General features: G+C 49.0%; 19 protein-coding genes. 16 read left to right on the top strand and 3 right to left on the bottom strand.

Annotation, left to right across the window (positions count from 1 at the left end):
* Positions 1 to 5: 5 nt before the first annotated feature.
* The 16 genes from HAV38_RS12490 (at position 6) to HAV38_RS12415 (ending at position 11,020) form a co-directional block, all read left to right on the top strand.
* Positions 6 to 992: a tyrosine-type recombinase/integrase gene (locus tag HAV38_RS12490; protein WP_245182346.1), complete on the top strand. Its 987-nt coding sequence runs from the start codon at positions 6 to 8 to the stop codon at positions 990 to 992.
* A 340-nt stretch (positions 993 to 1,332) separates the two neighbouring features.
* A complete protein-coding gene (locus tag HAV38_RS12485; RefSeq protein ID WP_168055720.1) occupies positions 1,333 to 2,565 on the top strand; it encodes a tyrosine-type recombinase/integrase in 1,233 nt (410 codons plus the stop codon).
* A 72-nt stretch (positions 2,566 to 2,637) separates the two neighbouring features.
* Positions 2,638 to 2,898 carry a type II toxin-antitoxin system Phd/YefM family antitoxin gene (locus tag HAV38_RS12480; RefSeq protein ID WP_168055719.1) on the top strand — a complete coding sequence of 87 codons (261 nt, stop codon included), beginning with the start codon at positions 2,638 to 2,640 and terminating at the stop codon, positions 2,896 to 2,898.
* A complete protein-coding gene (locus tag HAV38_RS12475) occupies positions 2,895 to 3,161 on the top strand; it encodes a Txe/YoeB family addiction module toxin (protein WP_168055718.1) in 267 nt (88 codons plus the stop codon). Before HAV38_RS12480 ends, HAV38_RS12475 begins: the two co-directional genes overlap by 4 nt.
* Positions 3,162 to 3,344: 183 nt before the next feature.
* Complete coding sequence (locus tag HAV38_RS12470) at positions 3,345 to 3,986, top strand: hypothetical protein (protein ID WP_168055717.1); 642 nt, start codon at positions 3,345 to 3,347, stop codon at positions 3,984 to 3,986.
* Positions 3,987 to 4,092: 106 nt separating this feature from the next.
* Positions 4,093 to 4,305, top strand: coding sequence for a hypothetical protein (locus HAV38_RS12465; RefSeq protein WP_168055716.1), 213 nt, complete (start codon positions 4,093 to 4,095; stop codon positions 4,303 to 4,305).
* The gene (locus tag HAV38_RS12460; RefSeq protein ID WP_168055715.1) at positions 4,302 to 5,000 is read left to right on the top strand and encodes a hypothetical protein; all 699 of its coding nucleotides are present in this window, start codon (positions 4,302 to 4,304) and stop codon (positions 4,998 to 5,000) included. Before HAV38_RS12465 ends, HAV38_RS12460 begins: the two co-directional genes overlap by 4 nt.
* Positions 4,997 to 5,329, top strand: a complete 333-nt coding sequence (locus HAV38_RS12455; protein WP_168055714.1) for a hypothetical protein — start codon at positions 4,997 to 4,999, stop codon at positions 5,327 to 5,329. The genes HAV38_RS12460 and HAV38_RS12455 overlap by 4 nt, the downstream gene beginning before the upstream one ends.
* A gap of 419 nt (positions 5,330 to 5,748) precedes the next feature.
* A complete protein-coding gene (locus HAV38_RS12450) occupies positions 5,749 to 5,910 on the top strand; it encodes a hypothetical protein (RefSeq protein ID WP_168055713.1) in 162 nt (53 codons plus the stop codon).
* Positions 5,911 to 6,040: 130 nt separating this feature from the next.
* A complete protein-coding gene (locus HAV38_RS12445; protein ID WP_168055712.1) occupies positions 6,041 to 6,298 on the top strand; it encodes a hypothetical protein in 258 nt (85 codons plus the stop codon).
* Positions 6,299 to 6,921: 623 nt separating this feature from the next.
* Positions 6,922 to 7,296 carry a Rap1a/Tai family immunity protein gene (locus HAV38_RS22285; RefSeq protein ID WP_425338700.1) on the top strand — a complete coding sequence of 125 codons (375 nt, stop codon included), beginning with the start codon at positions 6,922 to 6,924 and terminating at the stop codon, positions 7,294 to 7,296.
* A 42-nt stretch (positions 7,297 to 7,338) separates the two neighbouring features.
* Positions 7,339 to 7,647, top strand: coding sequence for a hypothetical protein (locus tag HAV38_RS12435; RefSeq protein ID WP_168055710.1), 309 nt, complete (start codon positions 7,339 to 7,341; stop codon positions 7,645 to 7,647).
* Positions 7,644 to 8,198, top strand: a complete 555-nt coding sequence (locus tag HAV38_RS12430) for a hypothetical protein (protein WP_168055709.1) — start codon at positions 7,644 to 7,646, stop codon at positions 8,196 to 8,198. The genes HAV38_RS12435 and HAV38_RS12430 overlap by 4 nt, the downstream gene beginning before the upstream one ends.
* Positions 8,199 to 8,683: 485 nt before the next feature.
* Positions 8,684 to 8,827: a hypothetical protein gene (locus HAV38_RS12425; RefSeq protein ID WP_168055708.1), complete on the top strand. Its 144-nt coding sequence runs from the start codon at positions 8,684 to 8,686 to the stop codon at positions 8,825 to 8,827.
* 929 nt (positions 8,828 to 9,756) lie between these two features.
* Positions 9,757 to 10,224 (top strand): hypothetical protein, encoded by a 468-nt coding sequence (locus tag HAV38_RS12420; RefSeq protein ID WP_168055707.1) that lies wholly within the window; start codon positions 9,757 to 9,759, stop codon positions 10,222 to 10,224.
* Between the two features lie 247 nt (positions 10,225 to 10,471).
* Positions 10,472 to 11,020, top strand: a complete 549-nt coding sequence (locus HAV38_RS12415) for a cytochrome b (RefSeq protein WP_168055706.1) — start codon at positions 10,472 to 10,474, stop codon at positions 11,018 to 11,020.
* A 172-nt stretch (positions 11,021 to 11,192) separates the two neighbouring features.
* On the opposite strand, the gene HAV38_RS12410 is transcribed toward HAV38_RS12415, so the two are convergent.
* From HAV38_RS12410 to cfa, 3 genes are all read right to left on the bottom strand, one after another.
* Positions 11,193 to 11,450 (bottom strand): hypothetical protein, encoded by a 258-nt coding sequence (locus HAV38_RS12410; protein WP_168055705.1) that lies wholly within the window; start codon positions 11,448 to 11,450, stop codon positions 11,193 to 11,195.
* Positions 11,451 to 11,594: 144 nt separating this feature from the next.
* Entirely contained in the window at positions 11,595 to 11,957 is a 363-nt protein-coding gene (locus HAV38_RS12405) for a hypothetical protein (RefSeq protein ID WP_168055704.1), read from the bottom strand.
* A 645-nt stretch (positions 11,958 to 12,602) separates the two neighbouring features.
* Positions 12,603 to 13,799 carry a cyclopropane fatty acyl phospholipid synthase gene (gene cfa / locus HAV38_RS12400; RefSeq protein ID WP_168055703.1) on the bottom strand — a complete coding sequence of 399 codons (1,197 nt, stop codon included), beginning with the start codon at positions 13,797 to 13,799 and terminating at the stop codon, positions 12,603 to 12,605.
* Positions 13,800 to 13,885: the final 86 nt, after the last annotated feature.

Below are 13,885 nucleotides of genomic sequence, written 5' to 3'. Positions count from 1 at the left end.
GTGGTATGCGCTCCCGAAAGCAGCGCAGCGGTAAGATTTATTATTATCTGGATACCGGAGCAACACCACGGAAAGAGGTTCCGCTTGGACCGGACTATCCGGCAGCAGTAAAGAAGTGGGCGGAAATGACTGTCAGTAAGCCACCAGGGGAGTTAATAACGTTCCGACATGTTGCTGAATGCTACGTTCGGGATGTTTTGCACACAAAAGGAGCGGAGACGCAGAAAGATAATCTCCGCGAACTGAAGAGGCTATATACTTTTTTTGATGAATCAAAGGTCGCACTGGATAGCATCGAACCGTTGCATATTCGTCAATATTTAGTGTTCAGAATATCGGCAAAGGTCCGTGCCAATAGAGAAAAAGCGCTATTCAGCCATATATGGAATTTTGCCAGAGAAACTGGACTCACAAGTAAATCTAACCCGTGCGCCGGTGTAAAAGGGCATAAAGAAACTGGACGGAATGTTTATATTGATGACGCGATATACTCGGTCGTTTGGGAGGTCGCAGAGCCGCATTTACGAGATGCAATGGACTTGGCTTATCTCACCGGCCAGCGCCCGGCAGATGTCCGTAAAATGTCACAGTCTGACATTAAGGGCGGCGCAGTATCGGTCTTACAGAATAAAGGCGGTAAATTATTAAGGGTATCGGTCGAAGGCGAATTGGCAAGTGTGATTGACCGAATCAATGCAAAAAAGGTTGTTGGCATGCCATTAGCGGCAAAAGAGGACGGTCAAAGGCTAACGAAAGCAATGTTACGCGGCGCATTTGACCGCGCACGGATCGCTGCAATACTTGCTCACCCAGAACTTGCGGCGCAAATCAAAGCATTCCAGTTCCGTGACTTGCGCGCCAAGGCTGGCACCGATACCGAAGAAATCCGAGGCATGGCGGCAGCCAAAGACCAGCTTGGGCATAGCTCCGAAATCATGACGGCACAGTACGTTCGGCACCGTCGCGGCAAGCTAGTAAAGCCGACAAAATAGGCGCAATTCTGCTCCGCAAAAATACGTCGAGCCAAGCCAGACGGGGCTTACCGGAACCACGTTTTTACTCGATTGCGGAGCAGAATAAGTGCTAACCAATTGATTTCATTGACTTAGTTCCGGGACTCAAAATCCCGCGCTGTAAGGCGTGCCGGTTCGATTCCGGCTCTCGGCACCAAGACTATTGCAAACGTTGTCTAAGTTTGCCTAAAAGCCCCTAAGAAATCAAACACTTAGGGGCTTTTTAACGCCTGTTGCGGCTACGGTTGCCCATTGACACCCACCATTTTGCATCCATCCTTACATCCATGGGAAAACCCTAAAAACCTATGGATGCAAAATGCCTAAACTCGCCATCCTCCTCACCGACCTGCAAATAAAAAGCGCAAAGCCTAAAGAAAAATCCTACACGCTTGCTGATGGTGGTGGCATGTATTTGGAAATTGCCCCGACAGGCTCGAAGACCTGGCGCATGGCTTACCGCCAGCCCAATGGTAAAAATACCCGGCTAACCTTCGGCCCATATCCAGCGGTCTCACTAACGAATGCCCGCAAAAAACGCGACGCAGCAAGGGAACAAAGAGCCGCTGGCACCGACCCGGCCCAAATCAGGCGTGACGACAAACAAACAGCGACAGCGGCGGCAACAAATACTTTTGAACGAGTTGCATGGGCTTGGCTGGGGAAGACTGCCGCCACCCGAGCGGAAACGACGCAAGACAAGGTAACTAGCTGGTTAAAAAAAGATGTATTCCCCTCCATCGGAGAAATGCCGGTATCAGCTATTAAGCCTATCGACGTATTGGCAACCATCCAAAAGATGGAAGCGAGAGGCGCAATTGATTCCGCGCACAGCGTCAGACGGCTATGCGGACAAATATTGCGCCACGCCGTGGCTAGTGGCCTGACGGAGCGAGATGTAACCGTAGATTTGAAAGGTGCCTTGTCGGTTGCTCCCCAGGTTCACTATGCGGCGATCACTGAACCGCAGCAAGCCGGTGAACTGATGCGTTCGATCCATACCTACACCGGCCACCCTTACGCCGTTGCCGCGCTGAAACTGTCCCCGCTTTTGTTCGTGCGTCCTGGTGAACTGAGATCAGCCAAATGGATCGAGATCGACTTGGACGCGGCAGAGTGGCGTATCCCTGCCAGCAAAATGAAAATGAAGGTAGATCACCTGGTGCCGTTATCCGTGCAGGCCGTGGAGATATTGCGGGGCGTTCATTTGATGACAGGCGGGAGTAAATTCGTTTTTCCAAGTATTCGCACAGGTGCCAGGTGCATGAGTGAAAACACCATCACCGCAGCATTACGCAGCATGGGTTACAGCAAAGAAGTGATGACCGCCCATGGCTTCCGGGCAATGGCGCGCACCATCATGGATGAAGTCATGGGCGAACGGGTTGACCTGATCGAGCACCAGCTTGCGCACGCCGTGAAAGACCCGAATGGCCGCGCCTACAATCGCACCGCCCATCTGCCCGCCCGTAGAAAAATGATGCAGCGATGGTCCGACTACCTGGGCGGCCTGAGAGACAGCGATAACGTAATCCCGTTCAAGGCCGCATGACCTACAGTTTTGGCACAGATAGGCAATGCAAGCTATACTTGGGCATTAATCTGTACATGTAAGGAGCAAGCAATGCGCATTCTGACCTATACCGAGGCCCGTAACAATCTGAAAAGCGTGCTGGATAGCACCATCGACAATGCGGAAATTACCGTTATCCATCGCCGTGACGGCGAAGATGCGGTGCTGATGGGGCGCGACTATTACAACAGCCTGCAAGAAACGCTTTATTTGCTGGGCAACCCAGCCAATGCAAAAGCCATCTTCAAATCCATTGCTCAGGACAAAGCCGGTCTCGCACAAGAGCGGCAATTGCTAAGCTCGGACGAATGAGACGTCGTATCGTTTTCACCCCTGATGGATGGGAAATGTATCTGTACTGGCACGGACAGGACAAAAAGACCCTCAAGCGCATCAATCTGCTGATCGAAGCCGCCAGACGCGAACCATTTGCAGGTATCGGAAAGCCCGAGCCATTGCTAGGCAATCTGTCAGGTTATTGGAGCCGAAGAATCGATGACGCCAACCGCTTGATTTACCGGGCTACCGATGACGACTTGGTGATCATCGCCTGCCGACATCATTACGACGATTAAATTACCAGTTTAGCCATGCCTACCGCGACGGCGGGAAAATAGATAGTTACCCCTTATATTTGCTGGCATGGCTTCCGAATTAGGAAAAGGGGAAAGGGGCGGTATGGAGAACAAATTAAGCTGGGAAGAAAACAGAGCAGAATATCGACGAGAACGTGTCGAATTTGTAAAACTTAAAGAAGAATGTTTGGAATCATACAAAAAATTATAGATGAAAATCCGAATCTTTTCGCACAACTTATTTGCGAAGCGGTACTGGGAGCGGATAGTGAACACAACTTTTTTATGCGGTATGAAGGTGACAATAGAATACCAAATGACAAGGCGCTTGTTCAACATTACTCAGATCTAGCTGCGGTTATATTGTCAAAAATTGACCTCTCTAAACTACCTGCAATTGATGGCGAATTTATCTGCCTTAAAGACTGGATAACCCACGAGATGGGTCCAGTAGGAGCATATTCATGGCACTACACAAATAGTGACCATGGTCAAATGGCCAGGACTTTCTTTTTGAAAAATGAAGAGACCTTTGGCTACGCACTTATATTTGCGGCGGAATTGGCTTACCACGGTGTGCCGTTGTATCAACGGGATGATAGCGGCGTTTATTTGCCAATTTCTTGTTCCCGGTGTTCCCGGTGTTCCATCCTTCGGAGAACCAAGCCCAGAGCCATTCGGCGCGGAACACCGGCGCGGAACACCCAAAAATTTCCGGTGTTCCCGGTGTTCCCGGTGTTCCATTTTGCCGTTTACGGAACACCGGGAACACCGGGAAAAAACCAGTGTTCCAAGCCGGTGTTCCGCAAAGAACCAAGCTGGTAGCCGTTCCGATGGGTACGGAACACCGGGAACACCTGGAACACCACAAAAACAGCATCAGCCAGAAATGCATCAGGAATCAGCGATAAGTGCTTTGAAGCAATTCCAATTGCACCGTGTTCAAGCCGAAATTGATGCGGGTCATCCGGCCGAAGAATTGCATCGCGTTGACAATCTGACGTGGCATTTTATGCAAGTCGAAGGGATGAGCTTTGATGAGGCGGTGTGTAAGGCAGCGGAAATCGTGGTATCGGGACAGGTCGCGGCATGTGAAGCGACTTGCGTGGATGTAATGGCATTATTTAACAGGTTGACTCAATGACGACGACTGAAGCAACAATCGATACCGCCAACATCATGACCTTGAGCGACCATCGTCCGACCGCAAAAAATCTAATGCAGTCCGTCGCAATGATCCGCAGAGCAATACGCCAGACCGTCGCCAAGCTGGACAGCCAGCGCGATAAAGCACGCTGTTACCGGCGAGAGGCACGGATCATAAAAGAGCGTGCAGGCCTGTTTGATACCGCCCGTATCGCTGCATTGGAAGCTTTGGCTGATGATGCGGGAGCCTTGTGCAAGCCATTGCGTGAGTCCCTGAAGGATTGCGGCAAACTGCTTGTCACCCTTGCGCCGGTTATAAATGCCGGTACTACCCTTGCTCAGCGTTGCGAAGTCCTTAACGTCAACATCGCGGACCGTGCCGGGTTGACAGAGGCTGACGGACTGCATGAGATCGTTTTCATTCATGGACTGGAGGACTCAGTATTGCGCCGGGGTCAGGATTGGAACGACGGAGAGATTTTTCAGGCATTGAATTATGTGTTCATGGATTTTCTGGTCAACACCCGTGAAGGTAAGGCATTGGGCGATAGCCTGTTTGAAGCAGGCGGCATGTTTGCAGACTTGCCTACTTACCGGCAATCGGCTGATGGCACGATGAAACGCTTACCACCGCGCCTGTCTATTGTGCCGACCGCCAGCAATGACAGCATCAATCTTAAGGAAGCCAGATGAATGACCGTGAAATTGTTACTTCCGCCCTTCGCTGGCATAGCGCCCGAAATCACCGGCTCCTGGTGGGTGCGCAGAAACGCCGTGCCGATGAGTTGGATGGTTTCACGGGTTTGCACCTTCAAGTTCAAACATCCCGGCAACTTACCCAAGCCAAGCGCGTTGAGCAGGCCGCCCTGCGCGTACTGGCTAAAGGCTGCAAGGAACACAGGGGCCACCTTGAAATGGTGGAGGACGCTGATCTAGTGATCGAAGGGCGATTCATTGAGATGAGTACGCCAATCAGTGACGCGGCTATGCAGCGATTCAGAGGCAACGCCGCAGAGGGTTGATTCTGACCGTTCCTATAAGGGTGCCTCAGTCCGGGGCAGCCCTGGCCACACCATACCATTCAAGGAGTAAACCGCTATGGGCTTCAAAACAATTCCCTGCAAGTGCCCGGTCTGCAACAAAGCATTCAAGGCCGAGGCCTTTCAGCTAAGGGCACGCATACCCTGCTGTTCCCGTACCTGTGAGCAGGAGCGCCGCCACAAGGCCAGCCGTGATGCGCTGTGGGCTAAAACTCAATCGCTCTATATAGGCAAATAGGCGTTTGAGTATGGCGTAAATCCGGAAATGTGATGCTTAAACTGGGGGCCCAGGGGACGGGGGAAATTGTCGCTGATACCCGTCCAATTACGGAACTGGCAAAACGTCTGGACTTTGAGGGCCCCTGAGATTCAAGTAGTCCGGCTTACTGAGACGATACTTTGTGATGTGGATGACCTGGCTGGCACTGTCACTGCAAACGCTTGCAGTGAGGATTGCGGGGAGGGATACCACCATCTACACACTGATCTATCTGGAGTCGGACTCTACTGGCGGCTCTGACCGGGTAGCAGACCTTCTCAAAACTCAGCAGGTTGATGCGTGATTACGATCACGCGATAGGCAGCGGCCCGATTGCCTGAGATCGATTCAAAACTGAGGACGTCTTTTTCCGTTCGCGTTCCTAAATTTTTAGGACCGCATTATGTTTCCCGTGCAATTCGGCTTGGATAGTCATGGGTCCCTCCCAAAGAATTGAGAGGCACGGGCATTGCGCGCCTCGGTGTTTTACCAGCTATGAAATTTTCAAATTAGGTTGTCACCAAAACATGAGCCACGTTTTTATTTTAAAATTTGCAGCGATGCACGGCGTATCAAAGCAGGCGGCGGCGAAATGGAAAACTCGCGGGCTAATAGTGCTGATCGATGGGAAAGTCGATGTTTCCGCGTCAAATGAAAAATTAAAATTTGCTTCGAGCTGGTGGGAGTTCTGATTTCAATCTGGTTGTCGATCAAGGGTTGTCGGTTGTCGAAAGTGACAACCGACAACCGGGGCCGTTCATAAGTCCCCAGTCACACGCATGATGCTGGTCCGGGATATGCCGTAGGTTCGTGTTAGAAGAAGCGCCAGCGTCTGAATTCGTCAGCTATTCCCACATTTCCAAGTCTAAAATTAAGCGGCTCAGCACCCAAAGGCAAAACAATACTATTGTATGCGCGTACAGGTTATCGGTATTTCTGCGCGGAATTAGAATAAAAATTGATGAAGTTTCATGGGGGGGGAAATGATGAAAAGGTTATTGATGCCGGCGCTCATTCTGTGTTTTCAGTCACAAACTTCCCACGCCTTTAACTTTGGTAATATGGTCGGGAATATGGGCGCTGCGGCACAAGGGGTGCGTGATGGTCAACAGCAACAGCAAAAGCAACAATGCTTAAGTACATGCAACTCAGGCGACGGCCAGTGCTACCAGGGCTGTGCCATGGCATACCCGGAGCCGCAGCCGCAACAGCAAGCGCCCCAATACTCACCGCCGCCTCCTCGCCGCATTGATCACACGTGTGTTAGTGATTGCACTCAATCGGGGCGGTATGTGTACCAGTATTGCCAGAGCAAATGCAGCTACTAAAATTCTCTCTGGCAGCAATTTTTTTCATTTTGATGTCTGGCGAGTCGTCGGCAGATGGCGGCAATATCTACTACAGCGGGAATAATCTAATGCGGTGGATAGGCTCTGATGACCGGATAAATGCAAGTAGGCCCACCGGAGGAGATTTTTTAGATTCGGGAACGTTGATAGGCTACGTGACCGGCAGTAGCGACGCATTTTCCGGGTACTTGTTTTGCCCTCCATCTGGCGCGACGGTTGGGCAGCTTATGGCAGTGACAAAAAAATATGTATCTGATCGCCCCGCTAGGTGGAATGAATCTGCCAGTGATTTAGTCATAGATGCGCTGAAAGATGCGTTTCCATGCGCCAAACGCAAGTAACGGACTTACCGTAGGCGATGGAGTTGTGAAAACAGGACATGTATGGATGAAAAGAATCTTATAAAAATAACGTCCGCTGATTTGGATGAATATTTTAAATTCAAGGGAATTGATGAAAAATGCTCATCGTGTGCACATGCTGAATGGATGCTAACTTATGGCGGCCCGCCAATCGTAGATGGAGGTATACCCAATATGGGAGTAGGACTACTGCCACTAGCTACAACTGACTATAGGCAAACGGAAATGGCGTATATCGTGATCCCCATGTCATGTAGGCATTGCGGCTTAGTGAGACTTCAGGCGGCAGGTATATTGCTCGATTGGTACAATACAAAAGGTACTGCATGACTGTTACAGCAGAATCCGTAAAGAGCAAATTAGAAGCGGCTACCGGCTATAACCAAGTGAAAATTAAGGTTGACGTCAAGCCTTCGTTGGCAGATCATAAACCCATGACCGACATCACCAGACAAGAATTCGATGCAAAATTCGAGGCCAGAGAGGCTCGGTTGGACGCTCGAATAGATGCCGTGACCAATAAAATGGACGCCAGTATCAGCGCCATCACCAATAAGATGGACCTGTTTTTAGTCAGGTCTGAGGCTGCGGAAAAACTTTCCATAGCCAGGCACGATAATTCAGAAAAGATTCTTCAGCAGATGTTGACCCACGTAGCTGCTGCGGCCGATCGGACCACGGGGCTGAAGTCAACATTGTGGGTTACGTCGCTTACAACGATTTTGGCTGTATTTGCACTCGCCCTTGCTGCTTACTTTGGCACTCAGCAATCTAATATCGGAATTTCTCAAATAACGATTTCTGCGTTCGAGTCAGGCAAGGGATCAGTGTCAACGCCAACCGCCCTTGCGCCAGCGCCCGCTCCAGTACAGAAGAAATAACTCGCCTCTCAGTAATCTATCAGCCCGCCCTCGTAGCGGGCTTTTTAACGCGTGACGATCCGCGATGCGACAGCTGGAACTAGTATCGGGCGCTTTCGCCGTCTCCACCGATAGCGGTATCCCTGAAAACAGGGGCATCCTCAAATTGGAGGGCAGTCATCAAAGCTTACCGGAGACACTAAATCGGTAGTCTCGAGGATTAAACAGGGTAAGTATCGCCGGAGAACCATGATTTATTGACAAGTGATAGCATGTGGATAGCCCATTTGGCGCGATAAACTTATAAGAGGTTGATCACATGCCCATGAACAACGCTTTATCGATGTTCTTCGATAACGGCGACGGTTACAGTATGAGCCATGCCGGTTTACTGCTATTGCTTGGGCATACCTACTATGGGGGCGACCCCGACATGGTTCCTGCTGACAGAGTGCGCGCCGAAGCCTATAGGGGAAGTACTCCAGGCAGCTGTTACAGGCGCGTTCATGCAATCCGACCTGTTCATAACGATGCTTGCCGCCGGGAAGTTATCCAACACCACTCAGGCGCTCGCACTGATGGCAAGCGACGCCGCGGGGAACGATGCAAATATCTGGGCGATGGATCGATGGAAGGCGAAAGGACGGTAAAAGCTTAAGGAATTATTTTTGCATCCATATTTGCATCCATAATTGAAACTAATAATCAATAGAGCCATAGCCCATAATGGTTTATGTCGTTTTTGCGGTTCCGGCTCTCACCAAGAAACATAGTAATGAAATTAAGGGGTTACCTGCTTAGGCTTGTAGCCCCTTTTTCTATTTGCGCTCCGCAAACTGGACTTATTCCGTAAAACAAGAGCGCTCCTTAAGTTCGCGACAGGAATTGCGCCAGAATTATTTTGTCCGAGTAGTAGTCAAAGCCCCAAAAAAATTAATTCCCCCTCACGGTCCCGAGCGTATTAGTGAATGCCAGTACGCTTTGTTCGCATCGTGACCGCTGACGAACATGCGCAGAAAAAGTATGCGGAAGAATCACGGTCGTCACAAATATTGTGAGCAGGGGCTGCCTGTTCGACTTCGTGCCCTTTGCAGTTCACCTGCGCTAAGGCGAAGTTGATGCTGCCAACCTGCGGCAGTAAAGCCCCTCTTACGTGCGGCCAACTTCTTGATTGTGACACCCGGACCTACGCGTCACGGACTAACCGATCTAGCTTGGTGAGCCCCAGTGTTTCACTGTCGCACATCGTGAGGAGCAGCGCTTTCAGCTAAGGGCGCTAACTGGTTGACACCTTCACCCGCTAACCAGAAATTAATCTTGTACCCTACGCTTGCGCCTTATCTGATGCTAATGTTTGTTGCCTGGAGGGTAATATTAGTTTAATTTATAAGTTTTATCAGTGACATCGGAAAAGCAGTGCGCTGAAAATTTTGTGGTGAACTCAATTATTTCTCATACATTTAACGGAGTTTTCACTGCCGGGGAGGACAAAATAATTAAAAACGTGATAAAAATTTCCTCGCTGATTGCCATGCTTTTAGCTTGTAACAAGCCGCAGGACACTGTTTTATGAAGCGAAATGAGCGAATGGGATGGCCGAATAACAAATGCCATAAATAATCTAACGGAGGAAGACAGGGCATTATTTGTTGCATATACAATGCGAAGCTCTTTGGGGCCGACATTTGGGGGTGCGAAAATTCCTTTCGGCTCAACGATCGGCACTGCAATTTTCGATCAAAAGCAATGGATAACAGCACTTGAGCAAGCCAGCGCGGATCAGGAAGCAGCGGAAGAAAGGTTGCTAGCGCATTTGAAAACCGTTCGTAAGCAGAACGAATCTCCTGTAAGTGTGACGCTGACAGATAAAAAGCTTTTGTTTTTTAATTCCAATCTGCGACGTTATCATGACGAACAATTTTTTCAATTGGATGTAAAAAACAAAAGTTCTAAAGATATATCCAGCATTAAAGGCGAATTGATATTCGTTAATATTATGGACGCAGAGGTTGGATCCTTCACTTTCTCGTACTCCAACGTTATTTAAGCGGGGGGCACAAGGACCTAGCGAGGTGCTATGAAATATAATCCCTTTAACCCAAAACAGGTCAAAATAGCAAATTTGAAAAAAAGCGAGTTTACGACTCAGTTCAGACCGGAATTAATATTGTATTCTGACGGATCTAAACAACTTTTGACGCCGTAAGTCCTCCTCTTTTTCCATATGGCTATTTATTTGGATTTTTAGTTTGAATGCCTTAGCTCTAGTTAAGCATTACATCACAAAGAAAAAAATGCAAAAAGAAACGCACACCTTTACGCCGAACGCCTACTCCGCTCCCGCCAAAATATTTCATTGGCTAATCGTCTTGCTTCTCATCGTCCAATACACCATTGGGTGGCTTATGCCGGACGTGGGTCGCGACACCCAGCCAATCGGACTCATCAGCTGGCATTTATCAATTGGGTCACTAATAGTGCTGGTAGTAGTGGCTCGACTCTTGTGGCGCTGGACGCACCCCGCGCCCGCAGCGTTGAAGACCACTTCGCTGTTTTTACAACAAATCGCGCACTTTACCCATGTAATCCTTTACGCCCTATTAATAGCATTTCCGCTGATGGGGTGGGCCAACGCGTCGTCTCGAGGCTGGCCGGTGTCATTATTTGGGGTCGTGCCGTTACCGCCTTTGTCGCCGAAAGGCTCCTCGGTAGGGCACTTGTTGGGCGATGCACACCAGTTAACTGTGTGGATTTTGCTGGCCCTCGTGGGATTACATATCGTGGCTGCGCTCTACCACCATTTGATTGTCAAAGATGACACCTTAAAGCGTATGCTTCCATAAACCTGAAGAGGCGTTCGGAGGTTTAAATTTGCCCCCTTATTTCCCACCTTTATACTGGCGAATTATTTATAAATCGATCCTGCCTCGTGCAGAACACATCGAATAACCGACAAACTAAGCTGACGTCCCCACCCCGCAACAGGTCGACTGCGCGGAGTGAGGAGCCTAGCTATTAATGCTTAGTATCTGGCTTATCCATTCCGGCATCCGTCATAGGCCGCGGTGCAGCTGTATGTTTATGCATCTTTTTCTTCATAGTTTTTTTCTTCGGAGCATCGGTGTCAGCCGTACCGTCGTTCATTCCGGCTGACGCTGCCTCTTTCCCCATGCTGTCGTTCGGCATAGGCGTTTTGCTCATATCGTTTTGAGCAAATGCAAAGCCCGTACCGATTGCCATCAACACTGCCAAGTTCATCAAATATTTTTTCATTTATTGCTCCAGATTTAAGACGCACACTACGAGGTGCGAACCGTCGGAGAAATATTTAATAGCCCATCTCACCGAAAAAATAGGTTTTATCTAGTGTTGGTGCGGCCGTATTACTAACGCACCATCGTATATGCGTGCACTGCTTCAACGATCCCTATCCCTGCCCCCGCCTAGCTTGGCAATCAGGTAGCCCGCCACCATGGCAATACTAATGGACATAACGGGACTCATGCGCACGTAGCGGCGCCCTGTTTCAGCGAAGCGCTCATAGGCTTCGCTCAAATCACGTGTGCGCTCAGCCAGAGTGTGTGTGGCATCGGTAAGTGCGCTGGATACTTGATCCACCCCAGCATGCGCACCAGAAGTGGCGCGCTCAATTGTCGGCCGTGCAGAATCTGCGACATGGTCAATCGTGTCATGGAGGCCAGTGCTTTTGTCCTTTATCTGATCCTTCAACGCGGTCGCGGGCTGACCTTCATTTTTTTTCATTTCTGATGTAATGTCCATGTTCATCTCCATGGTGAATTTAACAAAAGTACGGTCGGAAGGACCGCTGCCGGATAGGAATGAGTACCAAATATTCTCTTACAACAAGACATGTGATAAAAGTGCGCTCGATCTCCCTGAATGCCCTTATATTTTTGATTCTCAAAGACTCTAAACGAAGGGCAAACAACACCGTATTTAGAAGTAAATGATAATAGAATGTGATGGGATAACTATCAGCTAAACGCTGTTATTAAAGTAGGAGGTTAAAGCCATAGATGTAGGAGGGAGGGCAAAGTGCATGAATATTCTGTGCCGTATTAACTTCTCTTAGCCGCTACGCGTCCACTAAGAGATAGTGATTTTGACTCACACCGTCAAGTGGCGGTGATGTCCCTGATTGCGATAAATAAGGCTTCAATCAACGACAAGTGATCCGACTTTATGCTTATTTTGATTCGCTACGTCGATCAGAATTTTTCTGATTCCGCGCATAGGCGATCGTTGTCGCGGGAGCGCAGGCGAACATAATAGTTAACAGCCCAGCAATGAGCGAAAAAATTTGCAAAGGTTATCTAGCCAACATCCAGCGCTAGATAAACCTCTTTTAACTCCCTGCGCGATCTTGGAGGTTGGGCGACAAAGTTGAATTCTGAATACGACTATTTACCTAACGATCTTACTGTCAGAAATACCACGCACGGAACGATAGGTAAGTTGACGATCACGCTTGCTTAAAACGACTTGCCATAGCTGCCCTTGGCCTGATCGAAAAAATCCAGCGGATGAAAGTAAAAAATATTTCCACATCCGATAAAAACGCTCGCCATATTTATCTGCCAGCGCAGGCCACGCTTTTTCGAAATTGTCCCACCATGCCATCAGCGTTCTGTCATAATCGCGCCCAAAATTATGCCAGTCATCAATCAGAAAACGCCCCTCAAGTGCACTCGCGATTTGCTTGGCAGAGGGCAAATGACCATTCGGAAAAATATATTTGTCCAGCCACATATCTCTCTTATTTTCTGTCACATAGTTACCGATGGTATGCAGCAAAAAAAGACCTTTGGGTTTTAGCAATTTTTCCACCACGTCAAAGTATGTAGTGTAATTTTTAGCGCCGACATGCTCAAACATGCCGACCGATACGATCTTGTCGAATTGCCCGCTCAACTCCCGATAATCAGTTAACGATATGGTGACCGGTAATCCTGCGCAGCGCTCCTGCGCTAATTTTTGCTGCTCTACTGAAATGGTGATACCCACAACTTCTACTTGATATTTTTCAGCGGCGTAGCGCGCCAGACCACCCCACCCGCAACCGATGTCCAACAACTTTTCGCCGGGCTTTAGTTCTAATTTGCGACATATCAATTCGAGCTTATGCAGTTGCGCTTCTTCCAGAGTAGTGGCGTGTTCCCAATAGCCGCAGGAATACATCATGTTTGAATCAAGCATACTCTCAAACAAATCATTACCAATGTCGTAATGCTGCTCACCGACCTGAAACGCCCGCCGTTTAGTTTGTAAATTAAAGAATTTTTGACGAAAAATCTCTAGAAGAAATCTCAGCTTTGCCGGACCGGCAACGGTTTGCTCAAGGTCGTGACTAGTAATTTTAAAGAAAAACTCATCGAGCTGAACACTGTCCCAGTCGCCGTCCATGTATGATTCACCGATACCCAGTTCCCATTTTGCAAACATCTTCTGGAAAAAAATATCATCGTAGATTGTCATGTCCCAGGGCGCGTCTCCATTGAGGCGGACGCCCGCATGCTCGAATAGCTGAGTGATGATTTTAGGTCCGTTCGCCTTCATGTTAAGCGTCGTCGGTGTCAATTCGCTGGCTTTCCCATTTGTCATATGATTTCCCCTGAAAGTCTGCACTTCTAATGTGCGGCAAAAAACAGCGGGTGACTTCGCTGCTCAACTTTTTACGCCAAATGGAA

Source organism: Glaciimonas immobilis, from assembly GCF_011947285.1.
GTDB classification, from domain to species: domain Bacteria; phylum Pseudomonadota; class Gammaproteobacteria; order Burkholderiales; family Burkholderiaceae_D; genus Glaciimonas; species Glaciimonas immobilis.
Note: the sequence above shows the minus strand (reverse complement) of the source record. Positions and strands in the feature narration are given on the sequence as shown.

Excerpts from the sequence above, each read along its gene's own strand:
- HAV38_RS12475 (WP_168055718.1), top strand. The coding sequence starts at position 2,895 with ATGAGACGTCGTATCGTTTTCACCCCTGATGGATGGGAAATGTATCTG.
- HAV38_RS12430 (WP_168055709.1), top strand. The coding sequence starts at position 7,644 with ATGACTGTTACAGCAGAATCCGTAAAGAGCAAATTAGAAGCGGCTACC.
- HAV38_RS12485 (WP_168055720.1), top strand. The coding sequence starts at position 1,333 with ATGCCTAAACTCGCCATCCTCCTCACCGACCTGCAAATAAAAAGCGCA.
- HAV38_RS12460 (WP_168055715.1), top strand. The coding sequence starts at position 4,302 with ATGACGACGACTGAAGCAACAATCGATACCGCCAACATCATGACCTTG.
- HAV38_RS22285 (WP_425338700.1), top strand. The coding sequence starts at position 6,922 with ATGCAGCTACTAAAATTCTCTCTGGCAGCAATTTTTTTCATTTTGATG.
- HAV38_RS12415 (WP_168055706.1), top strand. The coding sequence starts at position 10,472 with ATGCAAAAAGAAACGCACACCTTTACGCCGAACGCCTACTCCGCTCCC.
- HAV38_RS12490 (WP_245182346.1), top strand. The coding sequence starts at position 6 with ATGCGCTCCCGAAAGCAGCGCAGCGGTAAGATTTATTATTATCTGGAT.
- HAV38_RS12470 (WP_168055717.1), top strand. The coding sequence starts at position 3,345 with ATGTTTGGAATCATACAAAAAATTATAGATGAAAATCCGAATCTTTTC.
- HAV38_RS12410 (WP_168055705.1), bottom strand. The coding sequence starts at position 11,450 with ATGAAAAAATATTTGATGAACTTGGCAGTGTTGATGGCAATCGGTACG.
- cfa (WP_168055703.1), bottom strand. The coding sequence starts at position 13,799 with ATGACAAATGGGAAAGCCAGCGAATTGACACCGACGACGCTTAACATG.
- HAV38_RS12480 (WP_168055719.1), top strand. The coding sequence starts at position 2,638 with ATGCGCATTCTGACCTATACCGAGGCCCGTAACAATCTGAAAAGCGTG.
- HAV38_RS12405 (WP_168055704.1), bottom strand. The coding sequence starts at position 11,957 with ATGGACATTACATCAGAAATGAAAAAAAATGAAGGTCAGCCCGCGACC.
- HAV38_RS12445 (WP_168055712.1), top strand. The coding sequence starts at position 6,041 with ATGGGTCCCTCCCAAAGAATTGAGAGGCACGGGCATTGCGCGCCTCGG.
- HAV38_RS12455 (WP_168055714.1), top strand. The coding sequence starts at position 4,997 with ATGAATGACCGTGAAATTGTTACTTCCGCCCTTCGCTGGCATAGCGCC.
- HAV38_RS12425 (WP_168055708.1), top strand. The coding sequence starts at position 8,684 with ATGCAATCCGACCTGTTCATAACGATGCTTGCCGCCGGGAAGTTATCC.
- HAV38_RS12435 (WP_168055710.1), top strand. The coding sequence starts at position 7,339 with ATGGATGAAAAGAATCTTATAAAAATAACGTCCGCTGATTTGGATGAA.
- HAV38_RS12420 (WP_168055707.1), top strand. The coding sequence starts at position 9,757 with ATGAGCGAATGGGATGGCCGAATAACAAATGCCATAAATAATCTAACG.